Here is a 15,907-nt window from a genome sequence, read left to right as displayed (position 1 = left end):
AGAACGACCGGTCCCTCAGCTGAGGGACCGGTCGTCGGACTGCTAGGTGCTCAGTGCATGGCGCCGGCGGCGGAGGCCTCGAGGGAGGCGTCGTCGTCGGACTTGGGGGCGTCGCGGCCGGCCAGGCGCTGTTCCGGGGTGATGATCGCGAGGACGAGGGCGATCGCCAGGAATGGGAGGGCGACGAGGAAGACGTCGCCCATGGCGTCGACCAGGCCGTGCAGGGCCCAGCCCTTCATCGGCTCCTTGAGGGCGTGCAGCATCGGGACGCTGTTGGCGGCCTGGCTGAGCTTCTCGAGCATGTCGGGAGTCGCGTTCGGGACCAGGTCGGCCAGGTGGTCCTTGAGGCGGCTGGTCAGCACGGTGCCGAAGATCGCCGTACCGATGGCGCCACCCATCGAGCGGAAGAAGGTCATCGTCGAGGTCGCGGTGCCCATGTGCTGGCGGGGGACGCTGTTCTGTGCGGCGGTGACGGTGATCTGCATCGAGAGGCCGAGACCGGCGCCCATGACGAACATGTACAGCGCGAGGTGCCAGTACGGCGTGGTCATGCTCAGCGTGGACAGCAGGAGCATCGCTCCGGCGACCAGGATCGCGGACAGGATCGGGTAGATCTTGTAGCGACCGCTCTTGCTCATCAGCTGACCGCTGGAGATCGAGGCGGTGAAGATGCCGACGATCATCGGCAGCAGTGCCAGGCCCGAGCGGGTCGGGGACATGTCCTTGACCGCCTGCAGGTAGAGCGGCAGGAAGATCAGCGCACCGAACATCGCGACACCGAGCAGGAACGCGAAACCGGCGTACCCGGAGAAGATCCGGCCCTTGAACAGGTCCATCGGGATGATCGGCTCGGCGACCCGCAGCTCGACGAAGACGAACGCGACGGCGAGGACGACGGAGGCGGCCAGCAGCGCGATCGTGGTGGTGGTACCCCAGCCGTTGGTCGGGCCGCTCCACGAGATGGCCAGCAGCAGCGTGGTGACGGCGGCGGTGACGACCGCGGCGCCGACGTAGTCGATCTTGTGCGAGCGCTTCACGTGCGGCAACCGGAGGACGGCGGCCACGACACCCAGGGCGACCAGGCCGATCGGCAGGTTGATCCAGAAGATCCAGCGCCAGCCGGGACCGTCGGTCAGCAGACCGCCGAGCAGCGGGCCGGCCACGGAGGACAGGCCGAAGACGGCGCCGAAGTAGCCCATGTACTTGCCGCGCTCACGCGGCGGGATCACGTCGCCGATGGTGGCGAACGCGAGCGACATCAGACCACCGGCACCCAGACCCTGGACGGCCCGGAAGCCGATCAGCATCTCGATGTTCTGCGACATCGCGGCCAGCACGGAGCCGGCCAGGAAGGTGACGATCGCCGCGATGAACAGCGGGCGGCGGCCGTAGAGGTCGGAGATCTTGCCCCACAACGGGGTGGAGGCGGTCGAGGTCAGCAGGTACGCCGTGACCACCCAGGACAGCTTGTCCAGGCTGTTGAACTCACTGACGATCTGCGGCAGCGCGGTCCCGACGATGCTCTGGTCGAGTGCGGCCAGGAACATGCCGGCCATCAGGCCGCCGAGAACGACGAGGATCTGCTTGTGGGACAGGTACTGCGGGGCGTTGTCACCCGGCCCTGACGCGGGCGCGGCGCCGCCGGCAGTGGCGGGCTCGGTGGTGCTCATGTGGTGCTCTCCAGGTTCTTCTCGGTGTTCTCGCGGGCGGCGTCGTCGACGTCGGGCGCGAAGTCTTCGGTACGGCGGGCGGCCAGGCGCGGGCCGACGGCGGCCCAGCCCTTGTCGGCCCAGGCGGCCTGCGGCACGTCCTCGGTGCGGGCGGTGACGGCGTCGGCGAACCGGGTCATCAACTGCCCGAAGGTCGTGACGTCTTCTTCCGACCAGCCCTCGAGTGCGGTGCTGAGCAGCTCCATCCGGCGGCGGGCGTTCTCCTCCCACTGCTCGACGCCCTGCTCGGTCAGCTCGACGCGGAAGGCGCGGCCGTCGGCAGGGTCGGGGGAGCGGCGGACCAGTCCGAGCTGCTCCAGCGCGCGGACGTGGCGGCTCGTGGTCGACGCGTCCAGCTCCATCCGGGCGGCCAGCTCGGACAGTCGCAGGGCGCCGCTGCAGCGCAGCACGAACAGCGCGATGTGGGCGCTGTGGTCGATGGTGTCACCGGGCTGCTTGGCCTTCAGCCGGCGACCGATCCGGGTGAACGCGTGCATGACGCCCTCGATGGGGGTCTGTGGGGTGTACGCGTCGTTTACTTGCATGGTGCAAGCATATACATAGTTGTATTACGCACGCAAATAGTTTCCGTTACCAACGAGTGAGCCGCCACTCATTTGCTCAGAGTGCTGAACTGGTCACTCAATGGAGTCGGGGTAGGCCTGGCACCACCATTGACGGTGGTTCAGGCCCCTGGTTGCTACGCAGCGTGGCCGTCACGCTGAGCGGGTGACGACAATCGCGGTGGAGAGCAAGACGACGACGAGACGCCGATTGATCGAGTTCGGCGTGATCTGTGCGGTGCTGACCTGGGTGCCGTACCTGTTTCTGGGCGTACTGAAGGTTGATCTGGACGAGCCGGTGGGCCGGCTCGTCTTCGGTTTGGCGGCTTCGGGACCGTCGCTGGCCGCGCTGGTGATGTGGCTGTGGCATCGCGAGCGGCGCCGGGGCGTCTGGTGGTCGGCAAGCTGGCCGATCGCCGCCGTCGTACTGGGTGCTGCCGCGCCGCTGGTGGCGACCGCGCTGATCGGCAACCTGCCCGAACTGCCCGGCCACGCGAGCTCGGTGATCGCGGGCGCCGGCGGGATCCTGGGGGCGGCCGTCTACACGCTGCTGGCCGGGCCGATCGCTGAGGAGTTCGGCTGGCGAGGCTACGTCCAGCCGCGGCTGCGCCAGTACTACGGTCTGCGCGCGACCACCGTGATTCTCGGTACGGCGTGGTGGCTGTGGCACGTACCGCTGTTCTTCCTGCCCGGCACCGGCCAGCACGATGACGGGTTCTTCACGCAGCAGGGGCTGGTGTTCTTCCTCGAGATTTTCCCGCTGACCTTCCTGATGCTGTTCGTCACCGAGAAGCTTCGGGGCGGGGTGCCGGCAGCGATCCTGCTGCACGCGGCGTGGAACCTGACGACCGAGCTGGTGCCGCCGCTGGGCAACGCGGTCTGGCTGGAGTTCGTCGCGGTGACCGCCGTGGCGGGTGCGGCCGGTTGGTACTGGCGGCGTACTTTGCCTGCATGAATCAGGTGGCAGTGGTGACGGGTGGCGGGTCCGGGCTCGGGCGTGAGATGGCACTGGCGCTGGCGGAAGCCGGGTACGACGTACTGGTGACCGGGCGGACCAGGGCGAGCCTTCAGGACACCGTCGCGATGGGCAAGGTCAAGGGGTACGGCGAACTCGACGTCACCGATGGCGAACAGGTGCGGGCGTTCTTCGGCGAGCTGGACCGGATCGATGTGCTCGTGAACAACGCCGGGACCGGGGCGCCTGCGGCCGCCGTACCGGATGTTGCGGAGGAGGACTGGCGGCGGGTGATCGACACCAACCTGACCGGGTCGTTCCTGTGTGCGCAGGCGGCGTTCGCGTTGATGCTGAAGCAGGATCCGAAGGGTGGGCGGATCATCAACAACGGCTCGATCTCCGCGCATGTACCGCGGCCGCAGAGCATCGCCTACACGGCCAGCAAACACGCCATCACCGGACTGACCAAGCAGCTCGAACTGGACGGTCGGCCGCACGGGATCACGGCCTGCCAGATCGACATCGGGAACGCCGCGACCGCGATGACCGAGCGGATGGAGCAGGGCGCGCTCCAGCCGGACGGGTCGATCGCGGTCGAGCCGACGTTCGATCCGAAGATCGTGGCGGACTTCGTGGTGCGGATCTCGCAGCTGCCGACGTCGGTCGCCGTACCGCATCTGATGGTGATGGCGGCGGGGATGCCGTACGCCGGTCGCGGTTAGAAGAGTTTGAGGTCGACGTCGGTCAGTGGGTACCACTGGCCGGCCGGCGGCTGGTCGAGCATCGGGTCCTTCCAACGGAGCCGGACGCCATCGGGCTGCGCTTCGACAATGGTCGCCTCCTGCCAGTCGCCGTCGGTGCGCGCCAGCCAGGTCTCGCCGAGGCTGGCCAGGCCCTGCTGCTCGAGGAGTTCGACGGCTGTGTCGCGATCGCTGAGGGGACCGAGCGCTGCGCCGAAGACGGTGGTCGGGAGCCAGCCGCCGGTCATCGGTACGACGCGGCCGAGCAGTTCGCCGTCTTCGCGATGCGCGTCCTCCGGTGCCGGGAATCCGGGCCACATCTCCTTGAGTGCAGTGATGATTCGGTCGGTGGTCTCGCCGAGATAGTGGATCCCGGCCAGCTCGGTCTTCTCGCTCATCGGTACGGCGACCTCCCCGGCCACCCAGGTACGGCGAATCCGCTGCGTGGCGGTGATATCGGTCAACGGGTCGCCGTCCACGAGCAGTAGATCGGCTCGCGCGCCGACCGCCAACCGTCCACGGTCGCTCAACTCGAATACCTCAGCCGGAGCCGCCGTTGCCGCGATGACCGCCTCCGCCGGAGTGAGCCCCGCCTGCACGAGATGCCACAACTCGCGATGCAGCGACGCCCCGAACACGAGTCCCGGATTAGGTGCGTCAGTCCCAGCAAGCACCCGTACGCCGGCCTGGTGGAGCGCGAGCGTGTTCGCACTGGCGATCGCGTTGGTCGGTGCGACCGGAGGCATCCACCGCCGCGACTGCTTGTCCAGCACCCGCCGCCACCGAGCCGGCATCCGCGCCATCAGTTCCGTTTCGTCCAACAGGTTCATGCCGAAGCCGTCGACGATGTCGAGGGTGGCGATCACCGCGACACCTGCGGACGCGACCACTTGTATTTGGGCGGGGGCCATGAGATCGGAGGGGGCGTGGGCCAGGATGTCGACGCCGCATTCACCGACGATGACAGCACCGGCGGCGGTGGAGACGTGGGCGACGACCTTCAGGCCGTGGGTGTGGGCGGCGGTTACGAGGGCCCGGACGGTGGGCTCGTCGAGCGTGGGGATGTTCATCGCGGCGCCGGAACCGTCGTCGTAGATCAGCTTGAGGTGGTCGGCGCCTTCGGCGAGGCGGTCGGCGACGAACCGGTCGGCGTCGGCCGGGCCCTCGGCGTACGGGAAGGGGGCGAAGGCGAGGGTCGGATGACCGCCGGGGGCGGTGGCGCCGATGGAGGAGGTGCGGAAGTCGGCGCCGGCGGCCCGTTCGGCGGCGATCAGCTCAGGCTGGCTGAACTGGTCGATCAACGTGGTGACCCCGTACGTCGCGGCCAGCTGGGAGGCGCCCGGGATCAGGTGAACATGGGCGTCGATGAGACCGGGGAGCAGCGTGCCGCCGTGAACGAGCTCGTCGTCGGGCTGCGCGATGCCGGCGTCGCCGATCGCGGTGATGCGGCCGTCGGCGACCCGCAGGCAGTCGGCGGCCAGCAGCTCGCCGCGGTCGACGAGGCGGGTGTGCAGGAAGGTGATTGCCATGGTCCGGACGCTAAAGGCTGACGTAACGTCACCCTCCAGCGATTAAAGTCAGCCGCATGGAACGCACGGTCAGCGAGGTCGCGCGACTGGCCGGAATCTCGGTCCGGACGTTGCGGCACTACGACGCGATCGGGCTCCTGCCGCCGGGACACGTCGCGCCCAACGGCTACCGGTACTACGGTCGCGCGGAGCTGCTGCGGTTGCAGCGCATCCTGCTGTTGCGGGAGCTCGACGTACCGCTGCAGGCGATCGGCCGGATTCTGGCCCAGCAGGACGACGAAATCACTGCCCTCCGGGATCACCGGGAGCAGCTCGTGCAGGAACGTCGGCGGCTCGACGCGGTCATCGGTTCGGTGGACCGGACGCTGGAGAGCTTGTCCGGTGACGACAGTGTTGGCGACGACGAGTTCTTCGCCGGGTTGTCGGCCGGGCGGTCGAGGTTGCAGCTCGATCTGACCGAGCGGTTCGGTCCGGAGGTCGGGGCGTCGTTCGAGGCCGCCGTACGGGCGACGGACGGGTGGACGCGCGAGGACTACGAGCGGATGGGTGACGAGGGACGCCGCTTGCTGTTGCGGCTATCCGCTGCCAGGACACGCGGCGTACCGCCGGACTCGCCCGAGGCGCTCGAACTGATGGAGCTGCACTACCAAGGTGTGTACGACCTCTGGCAGGCCGATGCCACCGGCTACTACCGCCTGGGCGACGTCCTCGTGGAGAACGCCGACCAGCGCGCGATGATCGCTACCGTCGACCCCGACCTGCCCCCGTGGCTGTCGGCCGCCGTCAAGGCCTACGCGGTCCGGAAGCTCGGCTACCGCTAGTGGATTCGGTTGACGGTGGAGGCAGAGGCCGGGCAGAGAATCAGCAAGCAGCTCTCGACCTTCACATCATCGATCGCCGGACCCCAGTTGCCGCCCGACGTACCGCTGAACTGAAGGACCGACGAGCTCGACAGCAGGTTGGTGAAGTAGAAACTGCGATAGACCCAGCCCATCGACGTGGGGCTCTTCCCGACGATGCTGAAGGTGAAGGTGTCGACCTCCTGGCCGTTGACCTCGACCTTGCCGCTCTTCACAGCAGGCGGTCCCTCCGGGTTGCCGGCCACGGCGAACGTCACCTTGTACGTCGTGAGCAGCTGCGACGGCAGCGTCCGGGCGACCGAGCCGTTCACGGCGCCGTTCAGGTCGAGGGACTGCCTGCCTTCGGCGTCCTGCCAGCTCGCGACCAGGTCGACCCCACCGGCGGTCACCGTCCAGCCGTCGAACTGCTGACCGGCCCCGAAGGAGCTGAAGTACGCCGGCACGCGCGGGTTCTCGAAGCCGTTGGCGAAGACCGCCGCGGCCGAGGCCGGCGATGCGGTCAGACCAACGAGCAGTGTGGACAGAGCGAGCAGGAACGTCGTACGGCGGAGCTTCGGCATGGCAGTGCCTCCCCAGGCAGACGGACGGAGCCTCCGAATCAGCCTACGGGCGGGACACGGGGCGGGTATCGGCCAACGGTGTCGGGAGCCGCGAAGCCACGAAGAAATGTCGGGGCGTGCGGTTAGGGTCTGAAAGGTGGATGAGCAGCGGGAGTCCTTGGTGCATGTGCGCGGCCTGAAGAAGTCGTACGGCGACTTCGAGGCGGTGCGCGGGATCGACCTGGACGTGTGGAAGGGCGAGGCGTTCGGCTTCCTCGGACCGAACGGCGCCGGCAAGTCGTCGACCATGCGGATGATCGGCGCGGTCTCGCCGACCAGCGGCGGCACACTGCGGATCCTCGGGATGGACCCGGCCACGGAGGGTCCGGCGATCCGGGCCCGGCTCGGCGTCTGCCCGCAGGACGACACGCTCGACACCGAGCTCTCGGTTCGCGAGAACCTGACGATCTACGGCCGGTACTTCGGGCTCAGCCGAGCCGAGTGCCGGGAGCGGGCCGACGAGCTGCTGGAGTTCGTCGCGCTGACCGAGAAGGCGAAGGTCAAAGTCGATGAGCTCTCGGGCGGTATGAAGCGGCGACTGACGATCGCCCGCTCGCTGGTCAGCAAACCCGACCTGCTGCTGCTCGACGAGCCGACGACCGGCCTCGATCCGCAGGCCAGGCATCTGTTGTGGGACAAGCTTTTCCGGCTCAAGCAGGCGGGTGTCACGCTCATCATTACCACCCACTACATGGACGAGGCCGAGCAATTGTGCGACCGGCTGGTCGTGATGGACGGCGGCCTGATCGCGGCCGAGGGATCACCGGCGGAGCTGATCCGGGACTACTCGACCCGCGAGGTGACCGAGCTGCGGTTCGGGCCCGAGGTGATGATGTCCGACCACGATGCCCTGGCAGGCAAGGTGTCTGACCTCGCGCAGCGGATCGAGGTGCTGCCGGATCGTCTGCTGCTCTACACCGACGACGGGGAGCGCGCGGTCGCCGCCGTCCACGAGCGCGGCCTCAGCCCGGCCGCAGTCCTGGTTCGGCGCTCCACGCTCGAGGACGTCTTCCTCAGACTGACCGGCCGGACGTTGGTGGACTGATGTCGATCGCCCTGGAAAACAGTCGCCGCCAGTTCGACTACTGGCTGACGGTCTACAAGCGGACCTGGAAGGGCACGCTGATCAGCAGCTTCCTGCTGCCGATGCTCTACTTGGCCGCGATGGGGATCGGCCTAGGCTCGTTCGTCGACAGCAACGGGACCGATGCCTTGGGCGGTGTGAGCTATCTGCAGTTCATCGCGCCCGGGCTGCTCGCTTCGACCGCACTGCAGATCGCCGTCGGTGAGGCGACGTACCCGGTGTTGAGTGGGTTGAAGTGGCAGAAGTTCTACCACTCGATGATCGCGACGCCACTGCGTCCGGCCGACGTGGTCTACGGGCAGCTTGCGTTCATCGCGTTCCGGGTCGCGAGCACCTGCGTGGTGTTCCTGGCGATCATCGCGTTGTTCGGCGGACTGCACTCAGCCCTTGGTGTGCTCGCGTTGCCGGTCGTGGTGCTGGTCGGGATGGCGGCGGCCGCACCCGTGGTCGCCTTCGCGAGCACGTTGCAGAACGACTCGGGGCTGGCAATGGTGTTTCGGTTCGGCGTGGTCCCGGCGTTCCTCTTCAGCGGCGCGTTCTTCCCCGTCTCCCAGCTGCCGAACTGGATCGAGTGGCTGGCCTACCTGAGTCCGTTGTGGCACGGCGTCCAGCTGTCCCGCGATCTCAGCCTCGGCACGCTGCACCCCTGGCTCGTGCTGCTCAATCTCGCCTACCTGGCGGCCTGGTTCGCGATCGGCACCAAGCTCGCCGTGCGCGGCTTCACGAGGAAGTTGATCAGCTGATGGCGACCTTGACCGCCCGGGTCGTCCCGGTCCCGATGCGGCTCGGCGGCCGGCACATCATCGAGCGCAACTTCCTGCTCTACAAGCGATCCTGGGTCGTCTTCCTGTCCGGCTTCACCGAACCCGTCTTCTACCTGCTCTCGATCGGCATCGGCGTCGCCCAGCTGGTCGGCGACTTCACCCTCGCCGACGGCACCACGATCGGGTACGCCGCGTTCGTCGCGCCGGCGATGCTCGCCAGTTCGGCGATGAACGGCGCGATCTTCGATTCGACGTACAACATCTTCTTCCGGATGAAGTACGCCAAGCTCTACGACTCGATGCTCGCCACACCGTTGCGGCCCTGGGACATCGCCACCGGCGAAGTGACCTGGGCGCTACTGCGCGGTGCCTGCTACTCGGCGATGTTCGTGCTGGTGATGCTCGTGCTCGGCCTGGTGACGTCGTGGTGGGCGGTCGTCGCGCTACCGGCCTCGATCCTGATCGGCTTCGCGTTCGCCGGAGCAGGGATGGCGCTGACGACCTTCATGCGCAGCTGGCAAGACTTCGAGTTCGTCCAACTCGCGACGATCCCGATGTTCCTGTTCTCTGCCACCTTCTACCCGATCGAGACCTACCCCGGCGCGATCCGCTGGCTGGTCGAGATCACCCCGCTCTACCAAGGCGTCCACCTCGAGCGCGCCCTCACCACCGGCACCGTGAGTTGGTCCCTGCTGATCAACGCCGCCTACCTCACCGCGATGGGCGCCACCGGCATGTACATCGCCTCACGTCGCCTCGGGAAACTCCTGCTCAAGTAACGGGATGTCAGTGAGTTGCTACGGAAAGGAACCAGAGAGGTTTGCGGCGGCGTCGAACAGGAATGATGCGGCGCGTGAGGAATCCGATGGGGGCGTTGCGGCGCGAGCAGCAGTTGCGAGCTCGGTTGAAGTTGCCGCGGGAGCGGTTGGCGGGCGGCCGGCGGCGGTGGATCCGGTCGTCGATGGACTGGCTGGTGGGGGAGTTCGGGCGCGAGGTCGTGCTGCGGCCGATCGTGCTGCAGGAGGAAGTCATTCCAGCGTCGTACGACGGTTCGCTCGCGGATGCCGAGGACGTGTGTGCACGGGTCGCGGAGCGAATGGGGTTGGCACCGGGGCAGTGCGCGTTGACCTTCGGTCTCGTCTCGGAGGGGGTGCGGCGGTCGCCGTATCGCGGGACGGTGAAGGAACAGGCGGGCCGGTGGGTTCGGTCCGCAGCAGGGAACGAGATTCAGTTGGCTCCGAACCTGGCGACCGATCCGGTTGCGCTGGTGGCGATCTACGCGCACGAGGTCGGCCACGAGCTACTGCTGGGGACGGGCCGGATCACGTTCGCGCACTGGCCCGACCATGAGTCGCTGACCGACCTGCTGACGGTGTTCCACGGCCTCGGCATCTTCACGGCCAACGCGGCGTACGAGCGTCGCCCGCGTCCGAACGGGCGCGGCAAGCAGCCGCTGGCCCGGGGCTACCTGCGCGAGACAGGGCTGGCCGAGGCGCTTGCCTACTACGCCTGGCTACGCGGCGAACGCCACCCGACCTGGGACCGGTACCTGGACGCACCGGTCCGCCGGGTCATGCGCAACCAGCTCAACGTGCTCACTGCTTGAGGAGCTTCTTCAACCACCAGACCGCGCCGTTGATCATGTTGCCGCCCCGATGCGGGCGAAGGTGATCGGCGAGGTACAGCGAGGTCATCACCTGGTGCAGAGCACCGAGCTCTTCGGCCAGGCTGAGCGCGCGGCGCAGGCCGGCGGGCGACGCGTACTCGGCCCATTCCGCCAGGTAGGCGTCCGTCAGGCGCGGATCCTGCGAGATGGGCAGCTTCTCCTGGATGAAGGTGACGAGGTCGAGGAACGGGTGACCGATCGCGGCGTCCGTCCAGTCGAAAGCCAGCGCCACTCCGTCGCGGATCGCGACGTTCCCCGGATGCAGATCCCCGTGCTGCAGCGTCTCCGGTACGCCGATCGCGGCCAGCTCGATGATGGCCGCCCGCAGCTCGTCGGCGCGCTGCGGCAGTTGTGCGCGCAACTCTGGTTCGAGCTTGTCGGTCGCGGCGTTCTGGCCCAGCAGATCGTCGATAGCCGCGTCCAGGACGGCCAGCCGCCGGTCGACGCAGCCGGCTTCGAGCAACCGCTCCGGGCGGTCGACGTAGCTGCGCTGCAAGACCGCGTGCCCGCGAACGGCATCGAGCCAGACGTCGATCTCGGTCTGCTCGGCCAGCGGCGTACCGAGGTCCGCGAGGAGCATCCAGCCACGCGGCTCGTCGATCGCCAGCGGCGCGGCCACCGCGCCGGGCTGGTCGGCGGAGAGCGTCGCCATGAAATGCGGCTCGTGGACGAACAGCAAGGGATATGCGTCCGGCCGAATCGGCGTGATCGTGCTGGAATGCCCAACTGCCTTGAAGTACACCGCACCGGTCGCTGTCTGGATGCGCAGGACGTTCGACAGCCCCCAGCTCCGCACCTGGACATGTCGGCCGGTCCGAGGCGAGGGGAGGTGCTCCTCGATCCACGGCAACGCTGCGGCGTACCAGTCCGGCTTGGTCCACGGCGGTGTCACGGGGGCGCCGGGCGGGAGAGCGAGATGCTCGCGAGCTTGCTCTGCCGCCGGATGGTCCTGCACCCAGCGCGCGTCCGGAGGAACCGCGCCGGCCGACAGCATCAGGTACGTCGTTTCGTCTGGTGGACCGTCGAGCAGCGTCAGCACGTACGCCTCGATCCCCAGCTGCTCCTGCAACGCTTGCAGCGGCTTCTCGACGTCGGCGTAGAAGAAGTCTTTGGCGAACTCGACCTCCGGCAGTCCACTGGGAAGAACGAGAATCGCGTTGTCCGCCGGGCGCACGACGACTGCCTTGACCTTCACCGGTGCAGAGTAGTTGACGCAATTCCCGGGCGCAGGCGGTTTTCGTGCGTAGGGTGAGGACGTGATCGATGCCAAGGACATCGCGCGGGCCGCGGACCTGTTGCACGACGTGGTCGCGCCGACGCCGTTGGAGTATTCGCGGTGGCTCAGCGAACTGGTCGGTGGGGACGTTTTCCTCAAGTGCGAGAACCTGCAGCGCACCGGATCCTTCAAGCTCCGGGGCGCCTATGTGCGGATGGCGCGGCTGTCGAAGGCCGAGCGGTCGCGCGGCGTGGTCGCGGCGAGCGCCGGGAATCACGCGCAGGGTGTGGCGCTGGCGGCGCAGCTGCTCGGGATCAAGGCGACCGTGTTCATGCCGCACGGAGCGCCGATCCCCAAGGAGAAGGCGACCCGCGCGTACGGCGCGGAGATCCGGTTCGCCGGGACATCGATCGACGACTGTCTGCGTGAGGCGCTGAAGTTCGAGGCGGAGACCGGCGCGGTGCTGATCCACCCGTTCGATCACCCGGACATCGTCGCTGGTCAGGCGACCGCCGGGCTGGAGATCGTCGAGCAGTGCCCGCAGGTCCGGACGGTCGTCGTACCGACCGGTGGCGGTGGTCTGGTCGCCGGGATCGCGACCGCGATGCAGCGCGACGGCATGCCGATCGGCGTCGTCGGTGTGCAGGCGGCCGGCGCGGCGGCGTATCCGGCTTCGCTGGCGGCCGGCGTACCGGTCCAGCTTGCGGGGATGAGCACGATGGCCGACGGAATCGCGGTCGGGCTGCCGGGCAAGGTGCCGTTCGAAGCCGTCCAGCAGTACGTCGGGGACATCCGCACCGTGACCGAGAGTTCGTTGTCGAAGGCCCTCTTGCTGGTGCTGGAGCGGGCCAAACTCGTGGTCGAACCGGCCGGGGCCGCGGCGGTGGCCGCCGTACTGGACGATCCGAAGGCGTTCAAACCGCCGGTCGTGGTGGTGCTGTCCGGCGGCAACATCGATCCGCTGCTGCTGATGCGGGTGATCCGCAACGGCATGGCCGCGGCCGGGCGCTACCTGTCGCTGCGGGTGCGGATCCCGGACAACCCGGGCGGCCTGGCCACGCTGCTCACCCAGCTGGCCCAGCTGGACGCGAACATCATCGAGGTCGTGCACGAGCGCATCTCGGAGTCACTGAGCCTGGACGAGGTCGAGGTCGCGCTGCAGCTCGAGCTGCGGGGTGAGGACCACCGTGAGCGGGTATTGGCCGGACTGACCGGCAACGGGTACACGTACATGCTGAACTGAGGAGCCCGAACGTGAAGAAGACGATCATCGCGGCTGTCGCCCTGGCGCTCACCGCAGCTGCCTGTACGCCGGGATCGGACAGCCCGAGTGGCGGTGCGAGCGCGCCGAGCACGGTCAAGACGGATGCCGCGGCCCTCGGCCAGGTCGAGCTGACGGTCTGGGACCAGGAGGTCCGGGGCGGGCAGGCGGCCCAGATGGCCGAGCAGATCAAGGGCTTCGAGGCGAAGTACCCGAACATCAAGATCAAGCGGGTCTCGCGGTCGTTCGACGACCTCAAGACGACCCTGCGGCTGGCGCTGTCGGGCAACGACGCGCCCGACGTCGTACAGGCGAACAACGGCCGGTCGGACATGGGTGAGTTCGTGAAGGCCGGGCAACTGGTGCCGCTGGACAAGTGGGCCGAGGCGTACAAGTGGGGCGACCGCTATCCGGCCTCGGTGCTGCAGTACTCGAAGTACTCCGCGGACGGCAAGACGTTCGGCGAGGGCAACCTGTACGGGATGCCGCAGGTCGGTGAGGTCGTCGGGCTCTACTACAACAAGTCGAAGGTCGCCGAGCCGCCGAAGACCTGGGCCGACTTCGAGGCCGCACTCGCCAAGGCGAAGGCAGCAGGTGACGTGCCGCTGCAGTTCGGCAACCTGGACAAGTGGCCGGCCATCCATGTCTTCGGCACGCTGCAGGACCAGTCCGTGCCGGCGGACCAGATCACCAAGCTGGCGTTCGGCCGGCCGGGTGCGTCGTGGAAGACGCCGGAGAACCAGAAGGCCGCCGAAACGCTGGTCTCCTGGGTGGACAAGGGCTACTTCAACAGCGGCTTCAACGGGCAGGGCTACGACCCCGCCTGGCAGGACTTCGGCAAGGGCAAGGGCACGTTCCTGATCGCCGGGACCTGGCTGCAGGCCGATCTGCAGAAGGCGCTCGGTGACAAGGTCGGCTTCATGTTGCCGCCCGGCGCACCCGCCGTAACCGGCGGCACCGGACTGCCGTTCGGCATCACGAACAAGTCGAAGAACCCGGACGCGGCCGCGGCGTACATCAACTACATCACCAGCCCGGACGCGATGAAGGTGCTGACCTCGACCGGCAACCTGCCGATCGCCGACACCGCCGCACAGCAGGCTCCGGCCGGGCTCGCGGGCGATATCTTCACGAGCTTCGGTACGGCGGTCAGCGAGAGCAAGCTGGTCCCGTACCTCGACTACGCGACCCCGACCATGTACGACACGCTCGGTGCCGCGCTGCAGGACCTGCTGGCGAAGAAGGCGACCCCGGCGCAGTTCCTGGACAAGCTCGAGGCCGACTACAGCAAGTTCGCCGGCAAGTGAGTTCACCACCGGGAGAGCCGCGCCGGATCGGATACCTGTACATTCTTCCGGCGCTGCTCGTGTACGGCGCGTTCCTGCTCTACCCGTTGATCCGTGCCGTCCACCTGTCGTTGTTCGAGTGGAATGGCATCACGCTGGGCAAGTTCGTTGGCCTGAGCAACTATGTGGACGTGGTCCGGGATGCCGGACTGCGAGCCGCCTTCGGGCACGCGCTGGTGCTGATCGTCTTCTATGCCGTGCTTCCGGTCGTGATCGGGCTGGCGCTAGCGACGGTGTTGCAGCGGGCAAGGGTTCGCGGGCTGGCGTTCTTCCGGACGATCGTGTTCCTGCCCCAGGTCGTGGCGATGGTCGTGGTGGCCGTTGCCTGGCGCCACATCTACTCGCCGGACGGCCCGCTGAACGACGTACTGGGTGGGTCGCGGGGATGGCTGGGTGACTACACGTTCGCGTTGCCTGCGGTCGGGGTGATCGGGACGTGGTTCGAGACCGGGCTGGTGACGGTGTTGTTGCTGGCGGGGATGGCGCGGATTCCGGCAGAGCGTTACGAAGCCGCGCGGCTTGATGGCGCCGGACCAGTGGCCGAGTTCTTCGCGGTCGTGCTGCCCGCGGTGCGCGGCGAGATCGCGGTCGCGGTGACGTTGACCGTGATCGCGGCGCTGCGGACCTTCGACCTGGTCTACGTGACCACCAGCGGCGGACCTGGTACGTCGACGAGCGTGCCGTCGTACGAGGTGTATCACCGGGCGTTCGAGCTCGGGCAGGTCGGATCGGCAGCGGCGATCGGGGTGTGCCTCACGGCGCTGATCTTCCTGATCACCCTGGGAGTCAACCGGATTGCGGAGCGGGCATGAGAGCGTCGCTGGCCGAGCGGATCGGCAACTACACGCTGCTGATCGTCTTCGGGTTGTTCGCGCTCGGGCCGATCGTCACGATCGTCGCGGCCGCGCTCGGTCCTGATGACGCCGGTGGTGGCACCAGCGGTTTCGGCAACTTCGGCAAGGCCTGGGAGATCGGCCACTTCGGAACCTACCTGCGGATGAGCGTCGCGGTGTCGGTCACCGTCGTCGTGGTCAGCGTCCTGTTCTCGATCCTGTCCGGCTACGCCTTCGGCACCATGCGGTTCCGCGGCGCCTCGGCGCTGTTCTACCTGTTCCTGATCGGGATCATGATGCCGACCGAAGCGATCGTCGTACCGCTGTACTTCGATCTGCGCACCCTCGGCCTGACCGACACCTTCTGGGCCGTCGTGCTCCCGCAGATCGCCCAATCCGTTGCCTTCGGCACCTTCTGGATGCGGGCCTACTTCCGCTCGTCGTCCCGCTCGCTCGTCGAAGCCGCCCGCCTCGACGGCGCCGGCCACTGGCGAACCCTCTGGCTGATCCTCGTCCCCCCGGCCCGCCCGGCCCTGGTCACCCTGATCGTCCTGATCTTCATGTGGACCTGGAACGAGTTCCTGATCCCGCTCGTCATGGTCACCAGCGAATCACTCCGCACCGCACCCCTGGGCCTGGCCTTCTTCTCCGGCCAGTACACCTCCGGCTTCACCCTGCTGGCCGCCGGCGCCGTCATCGTCGGCACGCCCGTCGTCCTCGTCTACGCCTTCCTCCAACGCCACTTCATCGCCGGCATGCTCGAGGGCGCAGTCAGGGAGTAG

Annotated in this window: 16 protein-coding genes; 11 read left to right on the top strand and 5 right to left on the bottom strand. The window is 67.8% G+C overall.

Going from position 1 to position 15,907, the window contains the following annotated elements; genetic code table 11:
• Nucleotides 1–50: 50 nt before the first annotated feature.
• Together ABZS29_RS02825 and ABZS29_RS02820 are read right to left on the bottom strand one after the other, a co-directional pair.
• Nucleotides 51–1,670 carry an MDR family MFS transporter gene (locus tag ABZS29_RS02825; protein ID WP_355457927.1) on the bottom strand — a complete coding sequence of 540 codons (1,620 nt, stop codon included), beginning with the start codon at nt 1,668–1,670 and terminating at the stop codon, nt 51–53.
• Complete coding sequence (locus ABZS29_RS02820) at nt 1,667–2,254, bottom strand: MarR family transcriptional regulator (protein ID WP_355457926.1); 588 nt, start codon at nt 2,252–2,254, stop codon at nt 1,667–1,669. The genes ABZS29_RS02825 and ABZS29_RS02820 overlap by 4 nt, the downstream gene beginning before the upstream one ends.
• Nucleotides 2,255–2,438: 184 nt before the next feature.
• Here ABZS29_RS02820 and ABZS29_RS02815 point away from each other — a divergent pair, with 184 nt between their 5' ends.
• Nucleotides 2,439–3,227: a type II CAAX endopeptidase family protein gene (locus ABZS29_RS02815; protein WP_355457924.1), complete on the top strand. Its 789-nt coding sequence runs from the start codon at nt 2,439–2,441 to the stop codon at nt 3,225–3,227.
• On the top strand, nt 3,224–3,949 hold the full coding sequence (locus ABZS29_RS02810) for an SDR family oxidoreductase (RefSeq protein ID WP_355457923.1): 726 nt from the start codon (nt 3,224–3,226) through the stop codon (nt 3,947–3,949). Before ABZS29_RS02815 ends, ABZS29_RS02810 begins: the two co-directional genes overlap by 4 nt.
• Here the strand turns inward: ABZS29_RS02810 and ABZS29_RS02805 are convergent.
• Nucleotides 3,946–5,496, bottom strand: coding sequence for an amidohydrolase family protein (locus ABZS29_RS02805; RefSeq protein ID WP_355457921.1), 1,551 nt, complete (start codon nt 5,494–5,496; stop codon nt 3,946–3,948). The two genes, ABZS29_RS02810 and ABZS29_RS02805, sit on opposite strands and share 4 nt — an antisense overlap.
• Before the next feature lie 56 nt (nt 5,497–5,552).
• Between ABZS29_RS02805 and ABZS29_RS02800 the strand changes: the two genes are divergently transcribed.
• Nucleotides 5,553–6,317 carry a MerR family transcriptional regulator gene (locus ABZS29_RS02800; protein WP_355457919.1) on the top strand — a complete coding sequence of 255 codons (765 nt, stop codon included), beginning with the start codon at nt 5,553–5,555 and terminating at the stop codon, nt 6,315–6,317.
• On the opposite strand, the gene ABZS29_RS02795 is transcribed toward ABZS29_RS02800, so the two are convergent.
• Nucleotides 6,314–6,916 carry a DUF642 domain-containing protein gene (locus ABZS29_RS02795; protein WP_355457917.1) on the bottom strand — a complete coding sequence of 201 codons (603 nt, stop codon included), beginning with the start codon at nt 6,914–6,916 and terminating at the stop codon, nt 6,314–6,316. The two genes, ABZS29_RS02800 and ABZS29_RS02795, sit on opposite strands and share 4 nt — an antisense overlap.
• Before the next feature lie 136 nt (nt 6,917–7,052).
• On the opposite strand from ABZS29_RS02795, the gene ABZS29_RS02790 reads away from it, so the two are divergent.
• From ABZS29_RS02790 to ABZS29_RS02775, 4 genes are all read left to right on the top strand, one after another.
• Nucleotides 7,053–8,000: an ATP-binding cassette domain-containing protein gene (locus ABZS29_RS02790; protein WP_355457915.1), complete on the top strand. Its 948-nt coding sequence runs from the start codon at nt 7,053–7,055 to the stop codon at nt 7,998–8,000.
• Nucleotides 8,000–8,782 (top strand): ABC transporter permease, encoded by a 783-nt coding sequence (locus tag ABZS29_RS02785; RefSeq protein ID WP_355457914.1) that lies wholly within the window; start codon nt 8,000–8,002, stop codon nt 8,780–8,782. Before ABZS29_RS02790 ends, ABZS29_RS02785 begins: the two co-directional genes overlap by 1 nt.
• Nucleotides 8,782–9,582 carry an ABC transporter permease gene (locus ABZS29_RS02780; RefSeq protein WP_355457913.1) on the top strand — a complete coding sequence of 267 codons (801 nt, stop codon included), beginning with the start codon at nt 8,782–8,784 and terminating at the stop codon, nt 9,580–9,582. The genes ABZS29_RS02785 and ABZS29_RS02780 overlap by 1 nt, the downstream gene beginning before the upstream one ends.
• Before the next feature lie 74 nt (nt 9,583–9,656).
• Nucleotides 9,657–10,409: a hypothetical protein gene (locus tag ABZS29_RS02775; RefSeq protein ID WP_355457911.1), complete on the top strand. Its 753-nt coding sequence runs from the start codon at nt 9,657–9,659 to the stop codon at nt 10,407–10,409.
• On the opposite strand, the gene ABZS29_RS02770 is transcribed toward ABZS29_RS02775, so the two are convergent.
• Nucleotides 10,399–11,664, bottom strand: a complete 1,266-nt coding sequence (locus ABZS29_RS02770) for an aminoglycoside phosphotransferase family protein (RefSeq protein ID WP_355457909.1) — start codon at nt 11,662–11,664, stop codon at nt 10,399–10,401. The two genes, ABZS29_RS02775 and ABZS29_RS02770, sit on opposite strands and share 11 nt — an antisense overlap.
• 61 nt (nt 11,665–11,725) lie before the next feature.
• Here ABZS29_RS02770 and ilvA point away from each other — a divergent pair, with 61 nt between their 5' ends.
• Genes ilvA through ABZS29_RS02750 form a run of 4 tightly spaced genes read left to right on the top strand, consistent with a single transcriptional unit; the run spans nt 11,726 to nt 15,907 of the window.
• Nucleotides 11,726–12,928: a threonine ammonia-lyase gene (ilvA, locus tag ABZS29_RS02765; RefSeq protein ID WP_355457908.1), complete on the top strand. Its 1,203-nt coding sequence runs from the start codon at nt 11,726–11,728 to the stop codon at nt 12,926–12,928.
• A gap of 11 nt (nt 12,929–12,939) precedes the next feature.
• The gene (locus ABZS29_RS02760; RefSeq protein WP_355457907.1) at nt 12,940–14,253 is read left to right on the top strand and encodes an extracellular solute-binding protein; all 1,314 of its coding nucleotides are present in this window, start codon (nt 12,940–12,942) and stop codon (nt 14,251–14,253) included.
• The gene (locus ABZS29_RS02755) at nt 14,250–15,104 is read left to right on the top strand and encodes a sugar ABC transporter permease (protein ID WP_355457906.1); all 855 of its coding nucleotides are present in this window, start codon (nt 14,250–14,252) and stop codon (nt 15,102–15,104) included. Before ABZS29_RS02760 ends, ABZS29_RS02755 begins: the two co-directional genes overlap by 4 nt.
• The gene (locus tag ABZS29_RS02750) at nt 15,101–15,907 is read left to right on the top strand and encodes a carbohydrate ABC transporter permease (protein WP_355457904.1); all 807 of its coding nucleotides are present in this window, start codon (nt 15,101–15,103) and stop codon (nt 15,905–15,907) included. Before ABZS29_RS02755 ends, ABZS29_RS02750 begins: the two co-directional genes overlap by 4 nt.

Origin of the sequence: Kribbella sp. NPDC005582, from assembly GCF_040605415.1 — a bacterium.
GTDB lineage: Bacteria > Actinomycetota > Actinomycetes > Propionibacteriales > Kribbellaceae > Kribbella.
The sequence above is the reverse complement of the archived record's forward strand: the minus strand, read 5'-3'. Positions and strand labels throughout refer to the sequence as shown.